The sequence below is a fragment of the Streptomyces dengpaensis genome (genome assembly GCF_002946835.1).
Taxonomy (GTDB): domain Bacteria; phylum Actinomycetota; class Actinomycetes; order Streptomycetales; family Streptomycetaceae; genus Streptomyces; species Streptomyces dengpaensis.
In genome coordinates this window covers 751,667-770,725 of the sequence record NZ_CP026652.1, presented here as the reverse complement: position 1 = coordinate 770,725, position 19,059 = coordinate 751,667, and the positions used below count along the sequence as shown (strand labels likewise).

General features: G+C 70.7%; 19 protein-coding genes and 2 pseudogenes. 12 read left to right on the top strand and 9 right to left on the bottom strand.

The features are described from left to right. Window positions 1-28 precede the first annotated feature (28 nt). On the top strand, window positions 29-1,207 hold the full coding sequence (locus C4B68_RS03710) for a 4-hydroxybenzoate 3-monooxygenase (protein WP_099501469.1): 1,179 nt from the start codon (window positions 29-31) through the stop codon (window positions 1,205-1,207). 155 nt (window positions 1,208-1,362) lie between these two features. On the opposite strand, the gene trxA is transcribed toward C4B68_RS03710, so the two are convergent. Beyond that, window positions 1,363-1,866, bottom strand: coding sequence for a thioredoxin (trxA, locus tag C4B68_RS03705; protein ID WP_257217296.1), 504 nt, complete (start codon window positions 1,864-1,866; stop codon window positions 1,363-1,365). Between trxA and C4B68_RS03700 the strand changes: the two genes are divergently transcribed. Then, a complete protein-coding gene (locus C4B68_RS03700; RefSeq protein WP_099501466.1) occupies window positions 1,865-3,298 on the top strand; it encodes a dihydrolipoyl dehydrogenase family protein in 1,434 nt (477 codons plus the stop codon). The genes trxA and C4B68_RS03700 overlap by 2 nt on opposite strands. Window positions 3,299-3,503: 205 nt before the next feature. On the opposite strand, the gene C4B68_RS03695 is transcribed toward C4B68_RS03700, so the two are convergent. Beyond that, entirely contained in the window at window positions 3,504-4,160 is a 657-nt protein-coding gene (locus tag C4B68_RS03695) for a peptide deformylase (RefSeq protein WP_099501464.1), read from the bottom strand. A 180-nt stretch (window positions 4,161-4,340) separates the two neighbouring features. Here C4B68_RS03695 and C4B68_RS03690 point away from each other — a divergent pair. Next, window positions 4,341-4,529: pseudogene (locus tag C4B68_RS03690) on the top strand (PepSY domain-containing protein); the annotation flags it as partial. Between the two features lie 132 nt (window positions 4,530-4,661). Here the strand turns inward: C4B68_RS03690 and C4B68_RS03685 are convergent. From C4B68_RS03685 to C4B68_RS03675, 3 genes are all read right to left on the bottom strand, one after another. After that, window positions 4,662-5,009, bottom strand: coding sequence for a tetratricopeptide repeat protein (locus tag C4B68_RS03685; RefSeq protein ID WP_099501462.1), 348 nt, complete (start codon window positions 5,007-5,009; stop codon window positions 4,662-4,664). A gap of 70 nt (window positions 5,010-5,079) precedes the next feature. After that, entirely contained in the window at window positions 5,080-5,526 is a 447-nt protein-coding gene (locus C4B68_RS03680; RefSeq protein WP_099501460.1) for a MarR family winged helix-turn-helix transcriptional regulator, read from the bottom strand. A 28-nt stretch (window positions 5,527-5,554) separates the two neighbouring features. Further along, window positions 5,555-6,025: a MarR family winged helix-turn-helix transcriptional regulator gene (locus C4B68_RS03675; protein WP_099501457.1), complete on the bottom strand. Its 471-nt coding sequence runs from the start codon at window positions 6,023-6,025 to the stop codon at window positions 5,555-5,557. Window positions 6,026-6,219: 194 nt separating this feature from the next. Between C4B68_RS03675 and C4B68_RS03670 the strand changes: the two genes are divergently transcribed. The 3 genes from C4B68_RS03670 to C4B68_RS03665 all read left to right on the top strand — a co-directional run bounded on the left by C4B68_RS03670 (window position 6,220) and on the right by C4B68_RS03665 (window position 8,899). Then, window positions 6,220-7,185, top strand: coding sequence for a pirin family protein (locus C4B68_RS03670; RefSeq protein WP_099501456.1), 966 nt, complete (start codon window positions 6,220-6,222; stop codon window positions 7,183-7,185). A gap of 73 nt (window positions 7,186-7,258) precedes the next feature. Continuing rightward, window positions 7,259-7,588 (top strand): hypothetical protein, encoded by a 330-nt coding sequence (locus C4B68_RS44600; protein WP_167458999.1) that lies wholly within the window; start codon window positions 7,259-7,261, stop codon window positions 7,586-7,588. Between the two features lie 456 nt (window positions 7,589-8,044). Next, on the top strand, window positions 8,045-8,899 hold the full coding sequence (locus C4B68_RS03665) for an esterase/lipase family protein (protein ID WP_143674330.1): 855 nt from the start codon (window positions 8,045-8,047) through the stop codon (window positions 8,897-8,899). A gap of 106 nt (window positions 8,900-9,005) precedes the next feature. Here the strand turns inward: C4B68_RS03665 and C4B68_RS03660 are convergent, their stop codons facing one another. After that, window positions 9,006-9,683, bottom strand: a complete 678-nt coding sequence (locus C4B68_RS03660; RefSeq protein WP_099501452.1) for an ATP-dependent DNA ligase — start codon at window positions 9,681-9,683, stop codon at window positions 9,006-9,008. Between the two features lie 297 nt (window positions 9,684-9,980). Between C4B68_RS03660 and C4B68_RS42400 the strand changes: the two genes are divergently transcribed. The 3 genes from C4B68_RS42400 (at window position 9,981) to C4B68_RS03645 (ending at window position 13,580) form a co-directional block, all read left to right on the top strand. Next, complete coding sequence (locus C4B68_RS42400) at window positions 9,981-10,538, top strand: hypothetical protein (RefSeq protein ID WP_180289236.1); 558 nt, start codon at window positions 9,981-9,983, stop codon at window positions 10,536-10,538. A gap of 177 nt (window positions 10,539-10,715) precedes the next feature. After that, window positions 10,716-12,506, top strand: coding sequence for a S8 family serine peptidase (locus C4B68_RS03650; protein WP_099501450.1), 1,791 nt, complete (start codon window positions 10,716-10,718; stop codon window positions 12,504-12,506). Between the two features lie 279 nt (window positions 12,507-12,785). Then, window positions 12,786-13,580 carry an RNA polymerase sigma factor SigF gene (locus C4B68_RS03645; protein WP_099501448.1) on the top strand — a complete coding sequence of 265 codons (795 nt, stop codon included), beginning with the start codon at window positions 12,786-12,788 and terminating at the stop codon, window positions 13,578-13,580. Between the two features lie 249 nt (window positions 13,581-13,829). Here C4B68_RS03645 and C4B68_RS03635 read toward each other — a convergent pair whose 3' ends face one another. Together C4B68_RS03635 and C4B68_RS03630 are read right to left on the bottom strand one after the other, a co-directional pair. Then, on the bottom strand, window positions 13,830-14,165 hold the full coding sequence (locus C4B68_RS03635; RefSeq protein ID WP_099501638.1) for an ANTAR domain-containing protein: 336 nt from the start codon (window positions 14,163-14,165) through the stop codon (window positions 13,830-13,832). 290 nt (window positions 14,166-14,455) lie between these two features. Continuing rightward, window positions 14,456-14,797 (bottom strand): annotated as a pseudogene (locus C4B68_RS03630) (FtsX-like permease family protein); the annotation flags it as partial. Window positions 14,798-15,092: 295 nt separating this feature from the next. On the opposite strand from C4B68_RS03630, the gene C4B68_RS03625 reads away from it, so the two are divergent. The 3 genes from C4B68_RS03625 to C4B68_RS03615 all read left to right on the top strand — a co-directional run bounded on the left by C4B68_RS03625 (window position 15,093) and on the right by C4B68_RS03615 (window position 17,514). Then, window positions 15,093-15,773, top strand: a complete 681-nt coding sequence (locus C4B68_RS03625; RefSeq protein WP_099501446.1) for an ABC transporter permease — start codon at window positions 15,093-15,095, stop codon at window positions 15,771-15,773. After that, window positions 15,770-16,441, top strand: a complete 672-nt coding sequence (locus tag C4B68_RS03620; RefSeq protein ID WP_099501445.1) for an ABC transporter permease — start codon at window positions 15,770-15,772, stop codon at window positions 16,439-16,441. Before C4B68_RS03625 ends, C4B68_RS03620 begins: the two co-directional genes overlap by 4 nt. 104 nt (window positions 16,442-16,545) lie before the next feature. Continuing rightward, window positions 16,546-17,514 (top strand): ABC transporter substrate-binding protein, encoded by a 969-nt coding sequence (locus C4B68_RS03615; RefSeq protein WP_099501443.1) that lies wholly within the window; start codon window positions 16,546-16,548, stop codon window positions 17,512-17,514. A 153-nt stretch (window positions 17,515-17,667) separates the two neighbouring features. Here the strand turns inward: C4B68_RS03615 and C4B68_RS03610 are convergent, their stop codons facing one another. Beyond that, the gene (locus C4B68_RS03610) at window positions 17,668-18,822 is read right to left on the bottom strand and encodes a betaine/proline/choline family ABC transporter ATP-binding protein (protein ID WP_099501442.1); all 1,155 of its coding nucleotides are present in this window, start codon (window positions 18,820-18,822) and stop codon (window positions 17,668-17,670) included. Between the last annotated feature and the right edge of the window lie 237 nt (window positions 18,823-19,059).

Below are 19,059 nucleotides of genomic sequence, written 5' to 3'. Positions count from 1 at the left end.
CGGCCGGACCGGACACGGGAGGCGCGTCTTGCGGACCACGGTAGGCATCATCGGCGGCGGCCCGGCCGGTCTCCTGCTGGCCCGGCTGCTGCACCGCACGGGGATCGACTGTGTCGTCCTGGAGAGCAGGACGCGCGCGTACGTCGAGCAGCGCCAGCGCGCCGGAATGCTGGAGCAGGGCACGGTGGACGCGCTGCGCGAGTGCGGCGCCGCCGACCGCCTGGGCGCCGAGGGCCTGACCCACCACGGCATCGAGCTGCGCTTCGACCGAGAGCGCCACCGCATCGACTTCCCCGCGCTCACCGGCGGGCGCACCGTCACGATCTATGCCCAGACGGAGATCGTGAAGGACCTCGTCGCCCTCCAACTCGCCGAGGGGCCACCGCTGTTGTTCGAGGCCGAGGCGATTGCCGTGGAGAAGCCGGAGAGCGATTCACCCGTCGTACGGTTCCTGCACGAGGGACGCGAACAGACCCTGAGCTGCGCCTACGTGGTGGGCTGCGACGGCTCCCACGGCATCGCGCACGACGCCTTCCCGGCCGGGGCGAGCCGCACCTACGCGCACGACTACCCGTACTCCTGGCTCGGGATCCTCGCCGATGTGCCGCCCTCCTGCGAGGAGTTGATCTACGCGCGCGGCCCGGGCGGCTTCGCGCTGCACAGCATGCGCTCGCCCTCGGTGTCACGCCTGTACGTGCAGGTCCCGAACGGCACCGACGCCGACGACTGGCCCGACGAGCGCATCTGGGACGAACTTGACGAACGCTTCGCGATCGACGGCGACTGGCGGCTGGAGCGCGGCCTCATCACCGCCAAGTCCGTGACACCGATGAGGAGTTACGTCCACGAGCCGATGAGCCACGGACGGCTGTTCCTGGCCGGGGACGCCGCGCACATCGTGCCGCCGACGGGTGCCAAGGGCCTCAACCTCGCCGTGTCCGACGTACGGGTCCTGGCCCACTGCTTCGCCGAGTTCCATCGCACGGGGTCCACCCGACTGCTCGACCGCTACTCGGAGTTGTGCCTGAACCGCGTGTGGCAGGCCACGCGCTTCTCGTACGACATGACCCGGATGCTGCACGTTCACCCGGGCGGGGACGCCTTCGACAGCCGCATACAGCTCGCGCGGCTGCGCAGGATCACGGCATCACGCCACGCGGCAGCCGAACTCGCCGCGAACTACACGGGACTCCCGCTCGCGTTATGAGCCCCGCCGTCGGCGTGCGCGGGGAAGGGGATCGCCGCCTCCGGCACCGGCGCCCGCTGCGGCGGTGAGGCCATGGTGGAGGCCTTCACCGACGTGTGCTGGACGACGGCGCGGGGGGCGTGGCGGCGTACCCGTTCTGATCTGTGCCCCGGGTCTTACTCGCCGCCTCGCTGGGCCTGCTGCTGGGCGACGGACTTGCGGACCTCGTCCATGTCCAGCTTCCGGGCCTGACCGATGACGTCGTCCAGGGCCGCCTCGGGCAGCGCCCCCGGCTGGGCGAAGATCGCGACCTGGTCGCGGACGATCATCAGGGTCGGGATCGACTGGATGTCGAAGGCGGCGGCCAGCTCCGGCTGCGCCTCGGTGTCGACCTTGGCGAACACCAGGTCGGGGTTGGCCTCGGCCGCCTTCTCGTAGACGGGCGCGAACTGACGGCACGGCCCGCACCAGGACGCCCAGAAATCGATCAGGACGAACTCGTTGTCCTTGACCGTCTGGTCGAAGTTCTCCTTGGTGAGCTCCACGGTGCTGTTCATATGCGTTTCCCTCTTCCTCGCGTCCTGATCAAACCGGTTTGCACAACGCCGCCCGCCGGGGGAGTATTCCGCGTGCGTACCCGTGTGGCCACGGCGCACACCAGGAAGCCAGACTGGCCCCATGACGGAAACGGAATCCATCGCGTACGACGTCGTGGTGCTCGGTGCCGGGCCGGTGGGGGAGAACGTCGCCGACCGCACCCGCGCGGCAGGCCTGTCCACCGCGGTCGTGGAGAGCGAGCTGGTCGGCGGCGAGTGCTCGTACTGGGCCTGTATGCCCAGCAAGGCCCTCCTGCGCCCGGCCATCGCCCGCGCCGACGCCCGCCGCGTGCCCGGCCTCAGCCAGGCCGTGCAGGGCCCCCTCGACGCCCCCGCGGTCCTCGCCCACCGCGACTACTACACCTCCCACTGGAAGGACGACGGCCAGGTCGGCTGGCTGGACGGCATCGGAGCGGACCTGTACCGCGGACACGGGCGGCTCGCGGGGCCACGCACGGTGACCGTGGAGGGGCCGGACGGGGAGGTGCGCACTCTGACCGCCCGGCACGCCGTCGCCGTCTGTACTGGCAGCCGCGCCCAGCTCCCCGATCTGCCGGGACTTGCCGAGGTCAAGCCCTGGACCAGCCGCGAGGCCACCAGCGCGCACGCCGTGCCCGGGCGGCTGATCGTGGTGGGCGGCGGTGTGGTCGCCACCGAGATGGCCACGGCCTGGCAGGCCCTCGGCTCCCAGGTCACCGTCCTCGCCCGCGGCATGGGCCTGCTGTCCCGCATGGAGCCCTTCGCCGGGGAACTGGTCGCCGAAGCGCTGAAGGAGGCGGGTGCCGACGTGCGCACCGGCACCTCGGTGGTCTCGGTGACCCGCGAGGGCTCCACGGTGGTGGCCGTGACGAACACAGGCGACCGTATCGAGGCCGACGAGATCCTCTTCGCCACCGGCCGCGAACCCCGCACCGACGACATCGGCCTCGACACGATCGGACTGGAGCCGGGCTCCTGGCTCGACGTCGACGACAGCCTTCGCGTCGCCGGCAGCAACTGGCTGTACGGGGTCGGCGACGTCAACCACCGCGCACTCCTCACCCACCAGGGCAAATACCAGGCCCGGATCGCGGGCGCCGCCATCGCCGCCCGGGCCGCGGGCGTACCCCTCCTGGAGACCGACCCCTGGGGCGCGCACTCCGCGACCGCCGACCACGCGGCCGTCCCCCAGTGCGTCTTCACCGACCCGGAGGCCGCGGCCGTGGGCCTCTGCCTCGCCGAGGCGGAACGGGCGGGCCACCGTGTCCGGGCCGTGGACATCGACATGTCCTCGGTCGCCGGCGCGGGCCTGTACGCGGACGGCTACCGCGGCCGGGCCTGCATGATCGTCGACCTCGACCGCGAGATCCTCCTTGGCGTCACCTTCGTCGGCCCCGGCGTGGGCGAACTGATCCACTCGGCGTCCGTCGCGGTCGCCGGCGAGGTGCCGATCAGCCGCCTGTGGCACGCGGTCCCGTCCTATCCGACGGTGAGCGAGGTGTGGCTGCGGCTGCTGGAGGCGTACCGGGACGCGTAACCGGCACCTCACGCCGGCGCCTAGCCGGGCGGCCCCGGCCATCGGTCGGGCCGCCCGGGTTGGAGTGTCGCGGTCTCGGCCGCGCGTGGGGCCTGTACGGGCCGTCCAGGCCCCGCCTCCGGGATCCGGTCGGTGACCGTGGGCCCGCCGCGTGGGGTTCCGCGCTCAGGCGGGGGAGACCCCCTGGGGACGCGGGGCCGTGGTTTCAGTCCGGCAGGGTGAAACCGAGAGCCTCGGCCGCTCGCTCCGGCGTCGGCTGGGTCCAGCGATCCGCCACTTCCTGGTTCGAGGACAGCGAGCGCAGCTCGGCGCGGTCGAGATAGAGCATGCCGTCCAAGTGGTCCGTCTCGTGCTGGACGATGCGCGCGGGCCAGCCGGTGAACACCTCGTCGACCGTGTGGCCGTGCTCGTCCTGCGCCGTCAGCCGCACCTCCGCATGCCGGGCCACCACGGCCTGCCAGCCCGGAACGCTCAGACACCCCTCGAAGAACACGGCCCGCGCCGCGCCGATCCCCTCGTACGACGGATTGACCAGTACCCGGAACGGCTGCGGCACCCGCCCGCGCGCCAGCCGCAGCTCCTCGGACACCGGCGCCGGGTCCTCGATGACGGCCAGCCGCAGCGGTACGCCGACCTGCGGCGCTGCCAGGCCGACGCCCGGCGCCGCGTGCATCGTCGCCCGCAGGGCCGCGACGAAGCGGGTCAGCAGCCCCGGGTCCAGTTGGCCATCGAAGGGCTCGGCGACCCGGCGCAGCACCGGATCACCGGCGGCGACGATCGGCAACGGGCCTTCGCGCGAGAGGAGCTCCTCGACCTGGTCGCTCAGGGGGCGGGAGGTGCTGAGGTCACGTTCGGATGCCATCGCGCCAGAATGCCAACCCGGCCCGCGCCGGGCGAGGCGGCTCCAGGCAAGCCCAGCATCTTTCCGGCGCGCGACGCCAGCGCCGTGTGAGCGCGCCTCGTCCCGCGTGCGACGCCCGCGCGGCGCGACCCCACACCCCCATGTGACGTACGCCACACGCAAGCCCGGGAACTGGACGCCCCCGCGCCACGAGCCTGGCAGCAGGTCCCGCCGCAGATCCTCGTACCGGCCATGGCGGTCGTCGCCGTCCTCGGCTACTTCGTCCCGCTGCTCGGTATCCCGCTCGCGGTGTTCATCGCCGTGGACGTGGTCCTCGGCGAGATCGCGCACCGGAGGGGGAAGCGCACCTACGGCGGTCAGGCGGCGTGACCGGACGCGCCGCGAAGTGACCGCCGAACTCATAGGCGGCACAGGAAAGGCCGGTCACCGAAGTGACCGGCCTGCCCTGAACAGGGCCACGCGAAGTGGCTCCCTACGCCCCGAGGGTTCTCGAAGGGGCGATCACATCTGCTCGAAGTCGCCCGCGAAGGCCGAGGCGATGCGCAGGTGCGACTTCGCCTCCTCGTGCCGCCCCTGGCGCTCCAGCGTGCGCCCGAGCATCATCCGGGCGTAGTGCTCGACCGGGTCGAGCTCCACGAGTGTCCGCAACTCCTCCTCCGCGCGGTGCAGTTGGGCCGAGTGGTAGTAGGAGCGTGCCAGCAGCAGCCGCGGTCCGACCTGCTCCGGTACCTCCTCGACCAGCCCGGCCAGAATCCGGGCCGCGGCGGCGTAGTCCCTGGCGTCGAAGAACATCCGCGCCCGCTCCCAGCGCTCCGCGGCCGTCCCGTGGTCGTAGTACGTCATTTCCACTGCTGACCTCCTTCGACCGCCCATAACTCGACTAGATGGTTGAATATTCCACGACAGGGCTGGGCCAGTGTTACGCGCCGGCCAGCTCCGCGTTGGCGCGCTCCGTGACGAGGGCCAGCACGCGCCCTGCGACCGCCAGGTCCTCCGCCGGAATCCCGGCGTAGATCCTGGCCGAGATCTCGCCGGTCTCGACCGAGGTCCTGTCGTACAGCTCCCGCCCTGCGTCCGTGATCCAGACCCGGGACGGCTCCTGCGGGACCACTTCCAGATGCTTCCCGGCGATCAGCTCCTCGATGACGGCGTGTACGTCCGCCTCGTCGATCTTCAACGCGTCGGTGACCTGGCCGACGAGCCCTTCGCGGAGGACGGGCTCGGGCGCGATGGCGACGAGCCTGAGGGTCACGGACTGCTGGAACGTGATGCCGTAGCCCTCCAGCACGCTCTCCAGGACAGCGCGGCCCGCGTAGTGCGCGAGGCCTATGACCCGGCCGTTGACGGTGGGTGTCGCAGTGGTCATGGCTGCTCCTTGTCGCTCTCGGTCGTTCTCAGTCGTTCCCACGGAATGGATCAAGAGGTGCGTCGAGCAGGGTCGTCAGGTCCCGGGTGAACTCCCGCGAGCGGGGACTGTCGAGCCCGCCGAGCGGCTCCAGCAACTGGTTCAGCAGTCCCTGGACGATTTTGATCGCGCGTCGCGCGACATCGTGCCCCTGCTCGGTCAGCGCCAGTTGTACGGCGCGGGGATCCCGTGGGTCCCGGGTGCGCTCGAGGAGACCGGCCGCCTCCAGGGCGCGGGCCAGCTTCGAGACGTAGAGCGGTTCGAGTCCGGTGTGGTCGGCCAGCCGGCGCTGACTGGGCCGCTCACCGTCCTTGCGCATGCCGTACAGCGATGCCACCAGTGCGTACTGCGCGTGGGTCAGGCCCAACGGGGCGACCGCCCGGTCGACGGCCACACGCCATTTCATCGACAGACGCCAGACGAGAAATCCGGGCGTCGCCCCAGCAGGTACCGAACTCATGGCCGAAACCGTACGTGGCTACTATGTCCATGGCTACTATTTTTGAGGCTGGTCCGACCAGCGGAGTACGCACCCGCGACCGAGGTCCTAAGCCCCGTGCCGGTTCTGCGCCAAGTGCCCCGCGATGGGCGGCTTGATGGACTGCCGGGGGGATGGACTGACGGACGGTCCCCGACGGGGCTAGGTTGGGCGCCATGAGCAATCTTGATCGCGAGGCGGTTCCCGCCCTCTGTGGTGGCCGCGGTTTCGTGGTGGCCGAGCCGGTACGTGAACTCCTCAGCCCCCGCCGGGTCAAGCTCGGCGAGTCCACCGAAGTCCGCCGCCTCCTGCCCAACCTGGGCCGCCGCATGGTCGGCGCGTGGTGCTTCGTCGATCACTACGGGCCCGACGACATCGCCGACGAGCCCGGCATGCAGGTTCCGCCGCACCCGCACATGGGCCTGCAGACCGTCAGCTGGCTGCACGAGGGGGAGGTGCTGCACCGCGACTCCACGGGCAGCCTGCAGACCATCCGCCCGCGCGAACTGGGCCTCATGACCTCGGGCCGGGCCATCAGCCACTCCGAGGAGAGCCCCAAGTCGCACGCCCGTTTCCTGCACGGCGCGCAGCTCTGGGTCGCCCTCCCGGACGGCCACCGCCACACCGACCCGCGCTTCGAGCACCACGCCGAACTGCCCGTCGTGACGGCTCCCGGCCTCGAGGCCACGCTCATCCTGGGCAGCGTCGACGGCGCGACCTCGCCCGGTACGACGTTCACGCCGATCGTCGGCGCCGACCTGGCCCTGGCGAGCGGCGCCGACGTACGGCTGCCCCTGGAGCCCGACTTCGAGTACGCCGTGCTGTCCATGTCCGGCGAGGCCCACGTCGACGGCGTACCGGTACTCCCCGGCTCGATGCTCTACCTCGGCTGTGGCCGCCGCGAACTCCCCCTGCGCGCCGAGTCGGACGCGGCCCTGATGCTCCTGGGCGGTGAGCCGTTCGAGGAGGAGCTGATCATGTTCTGGAACTTCATCGGCCGTACCCAGGAGGAGATCGAGCAGGCCCGCACGGACTGGATGACGGGCTCGCGCTTCGGTGAGGTGAAGGGATACGACGGCGATCCGCTCCCGGCGCCGGCACTGCCGCCGGTATCGCTGAAACCGCGGGGAAGGGTTCGCTGACCTCCGCGATGCCGCATCCCGGCACCGGCGCCGAGGCGCCGCCATCGTCGTGGGTGCTTCCCTCTCGGGTCTGATGACCGGACTGAGCCTGTCGCGAGCCGGTTTCGACGTCACGATGCTGGAGCGATCGGGTCCCTCTCCGCGATGCGGCGCCGCACTCGGTCTCGTTGGCGTTGACTTCCACGGCGAAACGAAGCTGCTGGACGGCTCCAACCGCAGACGTACCGCGAACTCGCGGCCCAGGCACGCGACCTCTGGTCCCAGTCGTGGCAGGACACCGTCCTCGACCGCATCAACCGGCGTGCGCTCATCGGCACCCCGATCGCCGAGAACGTGCCGGACGCGATCGCCAACGGGCGCCTCGCGCTCGTCGGAAACGCCGCGCACGTCCAGACGCCGATGACCGGCGCCAGGGCTTCGACCACTCGGTGCAGGACGCCGAAGCCCTCGCGGCCGGTCTGCCCGCGTCGACCATGGAAGAGTGCCTCCGCGCGTACCAGGTGACGCGACTGCGCAGCGCTCGTGACCAGGTGCGGGCGGGGCGGCGGTTCAGTCGCTCTTTCGGTCGTGCGTCAACTGATTCGTGAATCCGCCGTAACGGCGGCGAAACCTGCCCGGCCGCAGTGGGCGGCCGGGCAGGTTTCGGCACAGGGCCGCCGCGGGGGAAGGGTTCGCCGTCGGACTGACATGTTCACCGGCCGAACGGCCTCAAAGTGCCACCCGGCAGCCTCAAAGTAGAATAAACAGGGACAATCCCGGCCAGGGTTCACGGCCAGGTTGGGCGGCCGTTGCTTCGTATGCAACGGGTGCCACGACGGCGCGATTCCTGGCGGTGGCATACCTGAGCCGCCGTGCCCGTGTGATCGCGGGCCGCAGGAGGGATGCAGGGATGGACGGAAACCCAGCGCGAACTGTCGGCCGGATGGCGCGTGGCGCGGTCACCGAGGCGGCTGCCGTCACCGCGGTCCTGGCTCTTCTTCCTTTCGGCACCGGCGACGGCTGCGGGAGTGTCTGCACCGTTCACCCCTCGTTGCCGCGGCTGCCGACCGGACACGGCAACGTGTCCGGGGACGCCGCCGCTCCCGTCCCTGTGCTGCTTGTTCACGGGCTGGGCGGGAACCGAGCGGTCCTGACGGTCCTGCGCAACGGACTCCTGCGCGGTGGCTTTCCGTGCGTGTCGGCGATGAACTACCGTTCGCTGGCCGGGGACATCAGTGACGCCGCTGAGCAACTGGCCGAAGAGGTACGGCGGTTGTGCGAGCACGGTGGCTGCGAGCGCGTTCACGTGGTCAGCCACAGCCTCGGTGGCCTGATTGCCCGTTACTACGTGCAACGCATGGGCGGCGATGCCCAGGTGGACACCCTGGTCACTCTGGGAACGCCCCATCAGGGAACCTGGGCCGCCATTGTCCCGGCCCCGGCCCCCATGATCCGGCAGATCCTGCCGGGTAGTGACCTGCTCGCCGAACTGGCCTTGCCGGCGCCGGGATGCCGGACCCGTTTCGTCGCCTTCCACAGTGAACTCGACGAGATGGTCATCCCCTCCGGCCATGCCCGGATCAGTCACCCGGACCTGCTCGTCGACAACGTAGCCGTTGACGGTGTCGGTCACCTGTCGCTGCTGTTCGACCGCGGCGTGCTCGAGGCCGTCTGCCACGCACTCGCGTCTCCCGCCGAGCGGCCCGCACTGCCCCTCACGCCGCCTGCGGCGTAGCGCTGACCGATCTGCTCGGGCCCCAGCCGTGGCCGGGCGGCCATAGCCGGGCAGCGGTTGCCAGTTGGCCGTAGCCGCCGGGCTACGGCCAACTGGCCCAATCGTCCTACGCCGGGTTCACTTGCCCGTGTTGAGGTGCTTGATCTTGGTTGAGGTGCTTGATCTTGATCCAGTCGCGGGAGCGGCGTCCGGGCAGGTAGGGGCTGGTGAGTCGCTTCGCGACCACGCCCTCGTAGCCCTCGCTGACGCTCTGCTCCAGTGCCTCGGCTGCCATCGAAGGCCAGGCCGCGGGCACGGCGGCGCCAGGTCCTGCCAGCCCGAGGTCGTCGAGGAGGTCGCGGCGGGCGGTGTAGGGCAGCTGCACGGTCGGCTCCCCGAGATACAGGATGTCGAAGAGCATCAGCCTGACGGGCAGGTCCCTGGCTCCGTGGGTGACCGCGTCCGGGTGGTGCAGACTCATGCGCTGCTGCAGCCGCTGCACAGACGGGCGACCCTCGCTGTCCCGGGCGACGATCTCCCCGTCCAGCACCGCCTCCGGACCGGGCAGCAAAGCGGCCAGCGACCGGAGTTCGGGGTACTGGGCGGTGACGTCAATGCCGGTGGCGGCCAGCAGGCGCACGGTGCCGTCCCCTGGGAGGTGGGCGATCACGCGGGCCCCGTTCCAGAGCGTTTCGTACGCGTACTCGGCTTCGGTTTCCGGCTTCGGTGGCGGGCCGATCACCGCCAGCATGGGGCTCAGCGAAGGCAGCACTTGCTGAGCGCTGGAAGGTGGGTGCACGCTCATGCTTTCCAGCGTGCGCCCATTGGCGCGGATCGGCCACTTTGCCCGCCCCGGCCGGTGCGGGTCACTCGTCGGCAGCCGGCCGAATTCGCCAACAGTGTCCGGTGCGGCCGGAGCGGTTCTTGCGCAGGTCCGCGCCGCGGCCGCGGGGGCGGGCGGCGTCGTCTGCGGGCACCTATGTCACTGGGTGTTATGTCCCGGAATGTGTTCTTCGTCGGTTGGTGGTTTGCTGCTCCGTGGCGGCAGCCGTGCTTGGTTTGCCGCTCATCGTGTGCATCCGGACGCTCAAGGAGGAGCAGTATGTCCGTCTACACCCCCCAGCACATCAGCCCGTCGCAGACGCAGCAGCCCTGGAGCCAGCAGCCGTACAGCCAGCCCCCGATCTCGCAGCAGACGCTCGGCCAGTCACCGTTCGGCCAGCAGGGCCAGTTCGGGATGCAGGGGCAGCAGATTCCGCAGCTCGTAACGGAGTTGTCGCTGCGTTGTGCCGCGACGGCGGTGAGCGCGGTGGTGGAGCAACTGCGGATGGACCCGCAGATCATGATGGGGATCCAGGCGCAGGGACAGATCCCGCCGCACGCCTGGAGCAGCGTGCTGACCGAATGCGCCCGCCGCGTCGCCCCTGTCATCCACACCACGCTGGCCCAGATCGCCGGCCAGGGACAGACCGGCCAGTACGGCCAGCAGCCGCAGGGCCAGTTCGGCCAGTTCGGCCAGCTCCAGGGCCAGGGCCAGTTCCCCGGGCAGCAGCCGCAGTACGGCCAGCCCTCGCAGTACGGCCAGCAGTCTCAGTACGGGCAGCAGCCGCAGTACGGGCGGCAGCCGCAGTACGGGCAGATGTCGCCTCTGGGCATGTGAGACCGCCGGCCGGGCGCCGTCCGCACCCACTCCCAGGGTGAGGCCGCCCGGCCGGATCCGTGGCCCGGTTCGAGGCACCGGGCCACGGGCCGCTGGTGGGAGCGGAGACACGCCCGCTCCCACCAGCAAGATCCAGAACACATGACGACCCTATGAGTCTGAGATGGCGGTTGGGTGATGAGTGAGCAGGGCGGCAACGGTATGAAGCCGGGCAACGGAGGCGAAGGCGCGAAGTCCCAGGGCGCCCAGGGGGAGGCGGGCCAGCAGTCGTCGGCCACGGGCGAGCCGGGCGGTATGGCTGAGGGAAGGCACGAGCGGCCCGAGTCCCGTGTGCCGGGGCGGGGTCTGAGGGCGGGCTGGGGCCGGTATCTGGTGGCGCCGCGCGTGGTGGGCTCGCTGGTCGGCGGGGTGCCGCCGATCGAGGCCGCCGCGCTGTTCGCGCTGCTGGAGGAGGACCCCGATGTGGAACCCCTGGCACAGCTGCGGCCGTCACGCTCGCAGGGGCTGGGGGCCATCGCCGAGCCGCATCTCGCGTGCCCGCCGGTCGCGGTGGTCGCGATGCCGGACGAGCGGGCCCGCGCCCTGGCGGCGAACCCGCAGGTCGTCGTGGAGATCGACCAGCCGCTCTGCTACACGCCCACCGCACCGGTCGGCGGCGGCTTCGGCACGACCGTGCCCGTGGTCGACCCGGCACTGGCCGTCACGCTGGAGGAGCCCGAGCACATCACGCTGCGGATCAAGGGCAGCGACGGTGAGGCGATTCCCGGCGCGCACGTTTGGTCGATCGGGACCGGCGCGACCGCGCACGGGGTCACGGGTCCTGACGGCCGGGTGCACCTCACCCTGATCGCGGACACCCCGGACACCGTCCAGGCCGTCCATGTGCGACCGGTGGGCGGGTACTGGCCGCTGCGAACCGGCCGCCCGCGCTTCCGGGGTGACGGCGCAGAGGCCGTGATCGAGGTGCAGGCCCTGTCCGACACGTTCGAGGGCTTTCCCAGCCAGGTGCTGAGCGGTTGGGGAGTCCAGGCCATGCGACTCCACCAGATCCCCCCGACCTACCGCGGCCACGGCATCCGTATCGCCCTCCTCGACTCCGGCGTGAACACCGGCCACCCGGACCTGAAGGACACCGTCCGGAACGGTCACGACTTCACCGGTTCCGGAACCGGCACGTGGGGAACGGACGCCACCGGCCGGGGCACCCAGTGCGCCGGGATCATCGCCGCGGCCGACAATCGCACCGGCATCACCGGGATCGCCGCGGAGGCCGAGCTCCACGCCCTCAAGCTGTTCCCCGGCGGGCACGTCAGCGACCTGCTGCAGGCGATCGACCACTGCGTCACCCACGACATCGACATCGCCCAGCTCGGCCTCGCCTACGAGGCCCCGTCCCAGCTGGTCGCATGGAAGCTGCTGGACGCGCACGCCGCCGGTATCACCGTCATCGCCCCGGCCGGCGACACCGCCGGCCCGGTCACCCACCTCGCCGCGCTGCCCGGCGTCCTGGCGGTAGGGGCGATCGCCCACACCGGCACCTACCCCGCCAACAGTCCCCTCGCGGCCGTGCAACCGCCCTGGGGCGGGCCCTATCCCGCCCCGTTCACCCCCACCGGACCCGGCGTCGACCTGGTCGCCCCCGGCGCGGCGGTGATCACCACCGGACTCGGCGACGGTTACACACCTGCCGACGGCACCGCGATCGCCGCGTCCTACGTCACGGGCCTGGCGGCGCTGCTGCTTGCGCACCACGACTACCTGCGCACTCAGGCCGTCCCGCGCACCCCGGCCCGCGCCGACCGACTGCACACCCTGCTGAGGGCCGCCTGCCGCCCCCTGCCCGGCGCCGACCCGGCCCGCACCGGTGCGGGTATCGCCGATGCCCCCACCGCCCTCGGCCTCCCCACCACCTGGCAGCAGGACTACCGCGGCGACCAGCTGTACGCGGTGGTAGGGCCGCGGTGGTAGGGGCGTATCCCCGAGGCTGAGGAACCGCTCCGCCATGCTCCGTCCCCGGCGTCAGTCGCCACGCGCCGGGGACGGCCTTCACGCGCCGGGGACGCTTTCGATCAGCCGATATTGCTTTTGACGGGTCGAAGCGGGAAAAATGTTGCTTGAGTGCTTCGGACAGGAGGCACGTCCGTGGGGGCTGCTACGCCGGACCGCGGGTGTCTCCAACCGCTGCGCGTGCGTGCCCCTCCCATGGTGACTGTCCACTCAGCACCCCCTGAGGGAGTTGTGAGCACCATGCGTGTCACGGTCGCAACGAAGCAACATCCACACGACGACGCTCCGGACACCGCCGCCGCCTTCGCGACGCTGTGCGCGCTGCCCGACGGCCCCGAGCGGCAGGAACTGCGCAATGAGATCGTGCGCGCCTGGCTGCCCATGGCGGAACGCATCGCGGGCCAGTACCGGGGCAGGGGTGAATCCATCGAGGACCTCAGCCAGGTCGCGGCGCTGGGCCTGGTCAAGGCGGTCGACCGGTTCGACCCGACGCGGGGCAACGCCTTCGAGAGCTATGCGGTCCCGACCATCACGGGCGAGATCAAACGCCATTTCCGTGACCACATGTGGGTCCTGCACGTGCCGCGCCGTGTCCAGGATCTGCGCAACCGGGTGCGTACCGCCTTGAAGGACCTGTCCCAGACGATGCCGGGCCGACAGCCCACCATCGCCGAGATCGCCGCGTGCGCGCACCTCGGCGAGGACGAGGTACGCACCGCCCTGGAGGCCCTGGACAGCTTCGCCGCGCTCTCGCTCGACGCCGAACTGCCGGGCAGCGAGGACGGATACGCCCTCGCCGACGCCCTGGGCGAGCCCGACGACGGCTTCGACCTGGTCGTCGACCGCGAGGCCGTGAAGCCCGCCCTGAGCGCGCTGCCCGAGCGTGAGCGGACCATCCTCTACCTGCGGTTCTTCGGCGACATGACGCAGAGCCGTATCGCGGAGCGGCTCGGCATCTCGCAGATGCATGTGTCCCGTCTGATCAACAACAGCTGCGCCGCGCTGCGGGATCAGGTGCTCTCCAATGCCGCATAGCCCCTGGAACGGTCAGCGTTCCTACCCGGGCGCCCGGTCGAGTTCGCTCGGTCCGGGCGGCCGGGGGCGAGCTCACTGCCGAACCCTCCCGGGAGCGGTTGGCCAGCTTCTCGCCTCTCTTCGGACTACCGGGGCGGAAACGATCCAAACCTTTTCGAGGGCTTCGGCGGCTTCGGCGGCTTCGGGGACTTCGAGGGGTTCGAGGGGTTCGAGGGGTTCGGGGCTTCCGGGACGTCGAGGTTTCCAGGGTTACGGGGCGGACGGAGAATCCGGGATCTGCGTGGGCCCGTATTTGTCGATCGTGTCCTCAAGGGCCGCGCGAATCTCGGGTGACAGATCTCCTTTCCCTCCCCAGGAAATGATCATCTCCGCGATCGTGCGCAGCTTGATGTTCGTGTGCTGGGAAATCTCCCTGAGAACGGTCCACCCTTGATCGGGGGTCACTCGAACGAGGGCGACCACCACGCCGATCGCCTGGTCCACGACGGCGTGCGAGGTGACGGCTTCCTTCAACTGGTCGATTTCTTCTCGCAGCTCGACAATCTGGTCCGCCTCCCCGACAACCTGGTCCGCCTCCCCGACAATCTGGTCCGCCTCCTCGGCGATCCGGTCCGTCTCCTCGGCGGGCGATACCGACTCGTCGGCGGGCGAAACCGACTCCTCGGCGGGCGATGCCGACTCCCCGGCGGGCGATGCCCTCTCCTCGGGGATGGCGCGCGGCTCGTCGTCTCCCGAACGAGCGTCTCGGTTCATCGTCCCCTCCGGGGTCGGGCCGCGTCCTTCGACTCCATCGTCGCCACTGGGCGCGGCGCATGCCAACGCGGGCGAAGGGGCACCCGCTCGGGCGGGTGCCCCTCCCCGGATCGAGCGTCCGGTCACGCGGCGACCGTCACCGCCGCCACCGCGGGCGTCCGCACCGTGCGCCGGGCCGTGAACAGGCTGGTGCCCATCGTCACCGCCGCCGCGACCGCGACGACAATGAGCCAGATGCCCAGTCCCTGGCCCGGCCATGCCGCGTCCGTACGGACCAGGGTGAACGGGAGGATCCCCGCGAGCCCGGCCACGGTGCCGAAGAAGACCCCGGTCACCGTCACGATCACGCCCTCGACGCCGACCATGCCCAGCACCTGGCCCGGCGTCGCACCCGCCAGCCGCTGTCGGCCGAACTCCCCGCTGCGGTAAGTCGTCGCCTCGTACAGGGAGTTGATCAGCATGATGGGGTCTTGCCGACCTTCACCAGCCGCAGTGCCTCGGAGGCGGGTCCCTTGTCGCTCGTGCGTCATGAGCTGGTCCGAAACATCGTCATCACTCTCCGTCCGGCACGCCCTGTGCCCTGCCGACGAAGCTACGGAGACCGGGACGGGACCACATGGGGCGCAGAATCCGTATTCCGGGGTGTACTCAACGACACCCCGTACCTGCGGCACCCCGTAGTCGAGCACTCCGTACGGCTGTCGCACGTACGGGCCACCACAACGCGCCGCCCCCGTCGGCCGCCGATGCAATGGACGAGTGACCGCGCCCCCGGACGACTGCCTCGCGCGCAACGAATGGATCTGCGGTGAGTATCTGAGCACCCGCCGCCAGATCATCCTCGACGCGGTCGTCCAGCACTTCCAACTCACCGCGGTCTCCGTCCTCATCGGGCTCCTCATCGCGCTGCCGCTGGCCGTACTCGCCCGCCGCTGGGGCCTCGCGGCCGGTCCGGTGCTGGCGGTGACCACGATTCTCTACACGATCCCGTCGCTCGCCATGTTCTCGCTGCTCCTGCCCGTCTACGGGCTGTCGGCCGCCCTGGTCGTCGCGGGCCTCGTCCTCTACTCGCTGACTGTGCTCGTGCGGAACATCCTCGCGGGCCTGCGCGCCGTCCCCGAGGAGACCCGGCAGGCCGCGCGCGGCATGGGCTACGGGCCCATCAGGCTGCTGCTCACCGTCGAACTGCCGCTCGCCGTGCCCGCCGCCATGGCCGGGCTGCGGATCGCCACCGTCTCGGCGGTCGCGCTGCTCACGGTCGGCGCGATCGTCGGCTTCGGAGGGCTCGGCAACCTCATCTACGCGGGCATGAACACCTACTTCAAGGCCCAGGTCCTCACCGCGTCCGTGCTGTGCGTGGTCATCGCCGTCCTCGCGGACCTCCTCCTGCTGGGCGTACAGCGGCTCATCACCCCCTGGACCAGGGCGGCCCGCGGATGAACGCCCTGACCGCCGCCTGGGACTGGCTCGCCGACCCCGCGCACTGGTCGGGCGACGAGGGCATCTGGCACCGGCTCTTCCAGCACCTGGTCATGACCGTCGTCTGTCTGGTCGTCAGCTGCCTGATTGCGCTGCCGGTCGCCCTCGTCCTGGGGCATCTCGGCAGGGGCGGCGCGCTGGCCGTGAACATCTCCAACGTCGGCCGCGCGGTGCCCACCTTCGCCGTTCTCGTCCTGCTGCTCCTGACACCCATCGGCAAGTGGGGCGAGGGGCCGACGGTCGTAGCGCTCGTGCTGTTCGCCGTTCCGCCACTGCTCACCAACGCGTACGTCGGCATGCGCGAGGTCAACCGCAGCATCGTGCAGGCGGCGCGGGGAATGGGCATGACCGGCCGCCAGATGTTGTTTCACGTAGAACTGCCCCTTTCGCTGCCGATGGTCCTGAACGGGGTGCGGCTGGCCGCCGTCCAGCTGGTCGCGACCGCCACCATCGCCGCGCTCGCGGGTGGCGGAGGGCTCGGCCGGATCATCACCGCGGGTTTCAATCTGGCGAGTACGCCCCAGGTCGTCGCCGGTGCCGTCCTGGTCGCCGTGTTCGCGCTGATCGTCGAGGGGATCTTCGAGGTCGTGGAGCGGCTGGCTCCGCACTTGGTGAGGGGAGCGCGGTGAGGCGGAGGGCCGCACGGGGCGTGGGGGGCGCGGTGAGGCGGAGGGCCGCACGGGGCATGGGGGGCGCGGTGAGGCGGAGGGCGGCACGGGGCGTGGGGGGCGCGATGAGGCGGAGGGCCGCACGGGGCGCGCTCGCCGTGAGGCGGGGGAGCGCACTGGTGGCTCTGGTCCTGTTGAGCGGCTGCACCACCGGCCCGTCCCTGGAAAACCGGGACGCGGTCACCGTCTCGCCCGGCGACAGCAGGCATCTGACCATCGGCTCGGCCGGCTTCACCGAGAGCGATCTGCTGGCCCAGATGTACGCGCTGCTGCTGAACCAGGCCGGCTACAAGACCTCCATGATCACGGTCGCCAACCGCGAACTCTACGAACCCGCCCTGGAATCGGGCCAGATCGACGTCGTCCCCGAATACGCGGCCACCTTCGCGGACTGGCTGAACGCCAAGACCAACGGCGCCGACGCACCGCCCGTCGGCTCACCTGACCTCGACGCCACGATGGCGGCCCTGCGCAAGCTGGCCACGCCCCGCGGCCTCACCGTCCTGAACCCCGGCAGGGCCGTCGATCAGAACGCCTTCGCCGTGACGGCGGCGTACGCCCGTCAGCATCACCTCAAGACACTCAGCGACCTCGGCAGGTCCGGCCTGAAGGTGCGGCTCGCGGCGGGCGACGAGTGCGTGCAACGACCTTACTGCGAGCCGGGGTTGAAGAAGACCTTTGGCATCGACATCACCGCCGTCGACCCGAAGGGCGTCGGCACCACCCAGGCGAAGCTGGCCGTGCAGAGCGGCCGGGACCAGATGGTGCTGACCACCACGACGGACGCGACCCTGGAGGAATTCGGCCTGGTGCTCCTCGCCGACGACAAGCACCTGCAGAACGCCGACTACGTCGTGCCGGTCGTCAGCCGCGCCCGCGCGGGCGGCCGCCCGGTCACCAAGGCGCTCAGCAAGCTCAACGACGTCCTCACGACCGCCGATTTGGCGTCCATGAACCAGCAGGTGGACAGCTGGCGACGGTTGCCGGACGACGTGGCGCGGACGTATCTGAAGGACAAAGGGCTGCTGAAGTGAGGCCCGGGGGAGAAGCGGGGCCCGGCAGGTGCCAGAGGTGAGGCCCAGGGGGTGTCGGAAGTGAGGCCCAGGGGGTGTCAGCGGTGCGCCGGAACGCACCCCCGGTCCGCCGGAACGCACCCCCGGTCAACCAGAATGCCCCCGGTCCGCCGCTCAGGCGTCCGCCACCGACTCGAACTCCACCTGCCCCCGCGACACACCGAGGGCGTCGGCGTCCACCGACCGTCGCAGCGCCTCGTGCAGCTTCGCCGGCGTCAGGACGCCGAGGAAGCGTGCCCCGTCCAGCACGGCGACCCATCCCGCGTCGTGCTGGAGCATCACGCCGAAGGCCTGCTTCAGTGGCGCGCCCACGGGCACCCAGGAGCTCATCCGGTGGGTGAGGTCGCCGACCGTACCGCCCGCCCCGAGTTCGTCGACGCCCACCCATCCGTGCAGATCGCCCCGCGTGTCGAGCACGACGGCCCAGCGGGCGCCCTCCGTGTGCAGCCGGGCGGCGGCATGGGCGGCGGGCTCGTCCAGGCGCGCGACCGGCGGCTGCTGGAGGTCGTCGGCCTCGATCGCGGTGACCGACAGCCGCTTCAGGCCGCGGTCGGCGCCCACGAAGTCGGCGACGTACGGCGTGGCGGGCCTGCCGAGGACAGCGCCCGGCGTGTCGAACTGCTCGATGCGCCCCTGCCCGTACACCGCGATCCGGTCGCCGAGCCGCACCGCCTCCTCGATGTCGTGCGTGACCAGCAACACCGTCTTGCGTACGGCGTGCTGCATCCGCAGGAACTCGTCCTGCAACTGCTCCCGCACCACCGGGTCGACGGCCCCGAACGGCTCGTCCATCAGCAGGACGGGCGGGTCGGCGGCCAGCGCCCGCGCCACGCCCACCCGTTGCCGCTGACCGCCCGACAGCTGGTCCGGATAACGCGATCCGTACGTCTTCGGGTCCAGGCCCACCAGAGCGAGCAGCTCGGCGGCGCGCGCCCGCGCCTTCGCCTTCTTCCAGCCGACCAGCGTCGGCACGGTCGCCGTGTTGTCGAGGATCGTCCGGTGCGGGAACAGCCCGACCTGCTGGATGACGTAACCGATCCGCCGCCGCAGCCGCACCGGATCGACCGCGGCGATGTCCTCGCCGTTCACGAAGATCTGGCCGGACGTCGGCTCGATCAGCCGGTTCACCATCATCATGGTCGTCGTCTTGCCGCAGCCCGACGGGCCGACGAGCGTGACGAGTTCGCCCTCGGCGACCTCGAAGGAGAGGTCGTCCACGGCGGTCGTGCCGTCCGGGTAGCGCTTGGTGACCTGCTCGAACCGGATCATTCCCTCACGCTAACCGCGCCGTCCGCTCCCCGCTCACCAACCGCGCCCCATGACCTCTGAACCCTGCGCTCCGTTTTTGAAAAGTTTCAATCAGGCTGGAAGTTGCCTCATGTGCATGCCTGTTGCTGCCTATGACCGCCGGTCAATTGCGCCTGATTTTTTCTGGTGATCGTGGTGTTGGAGTGGTGGACAGGCTCACTGGACGCCACTATGTTCGCCGTCGACCGGAGTGAAACG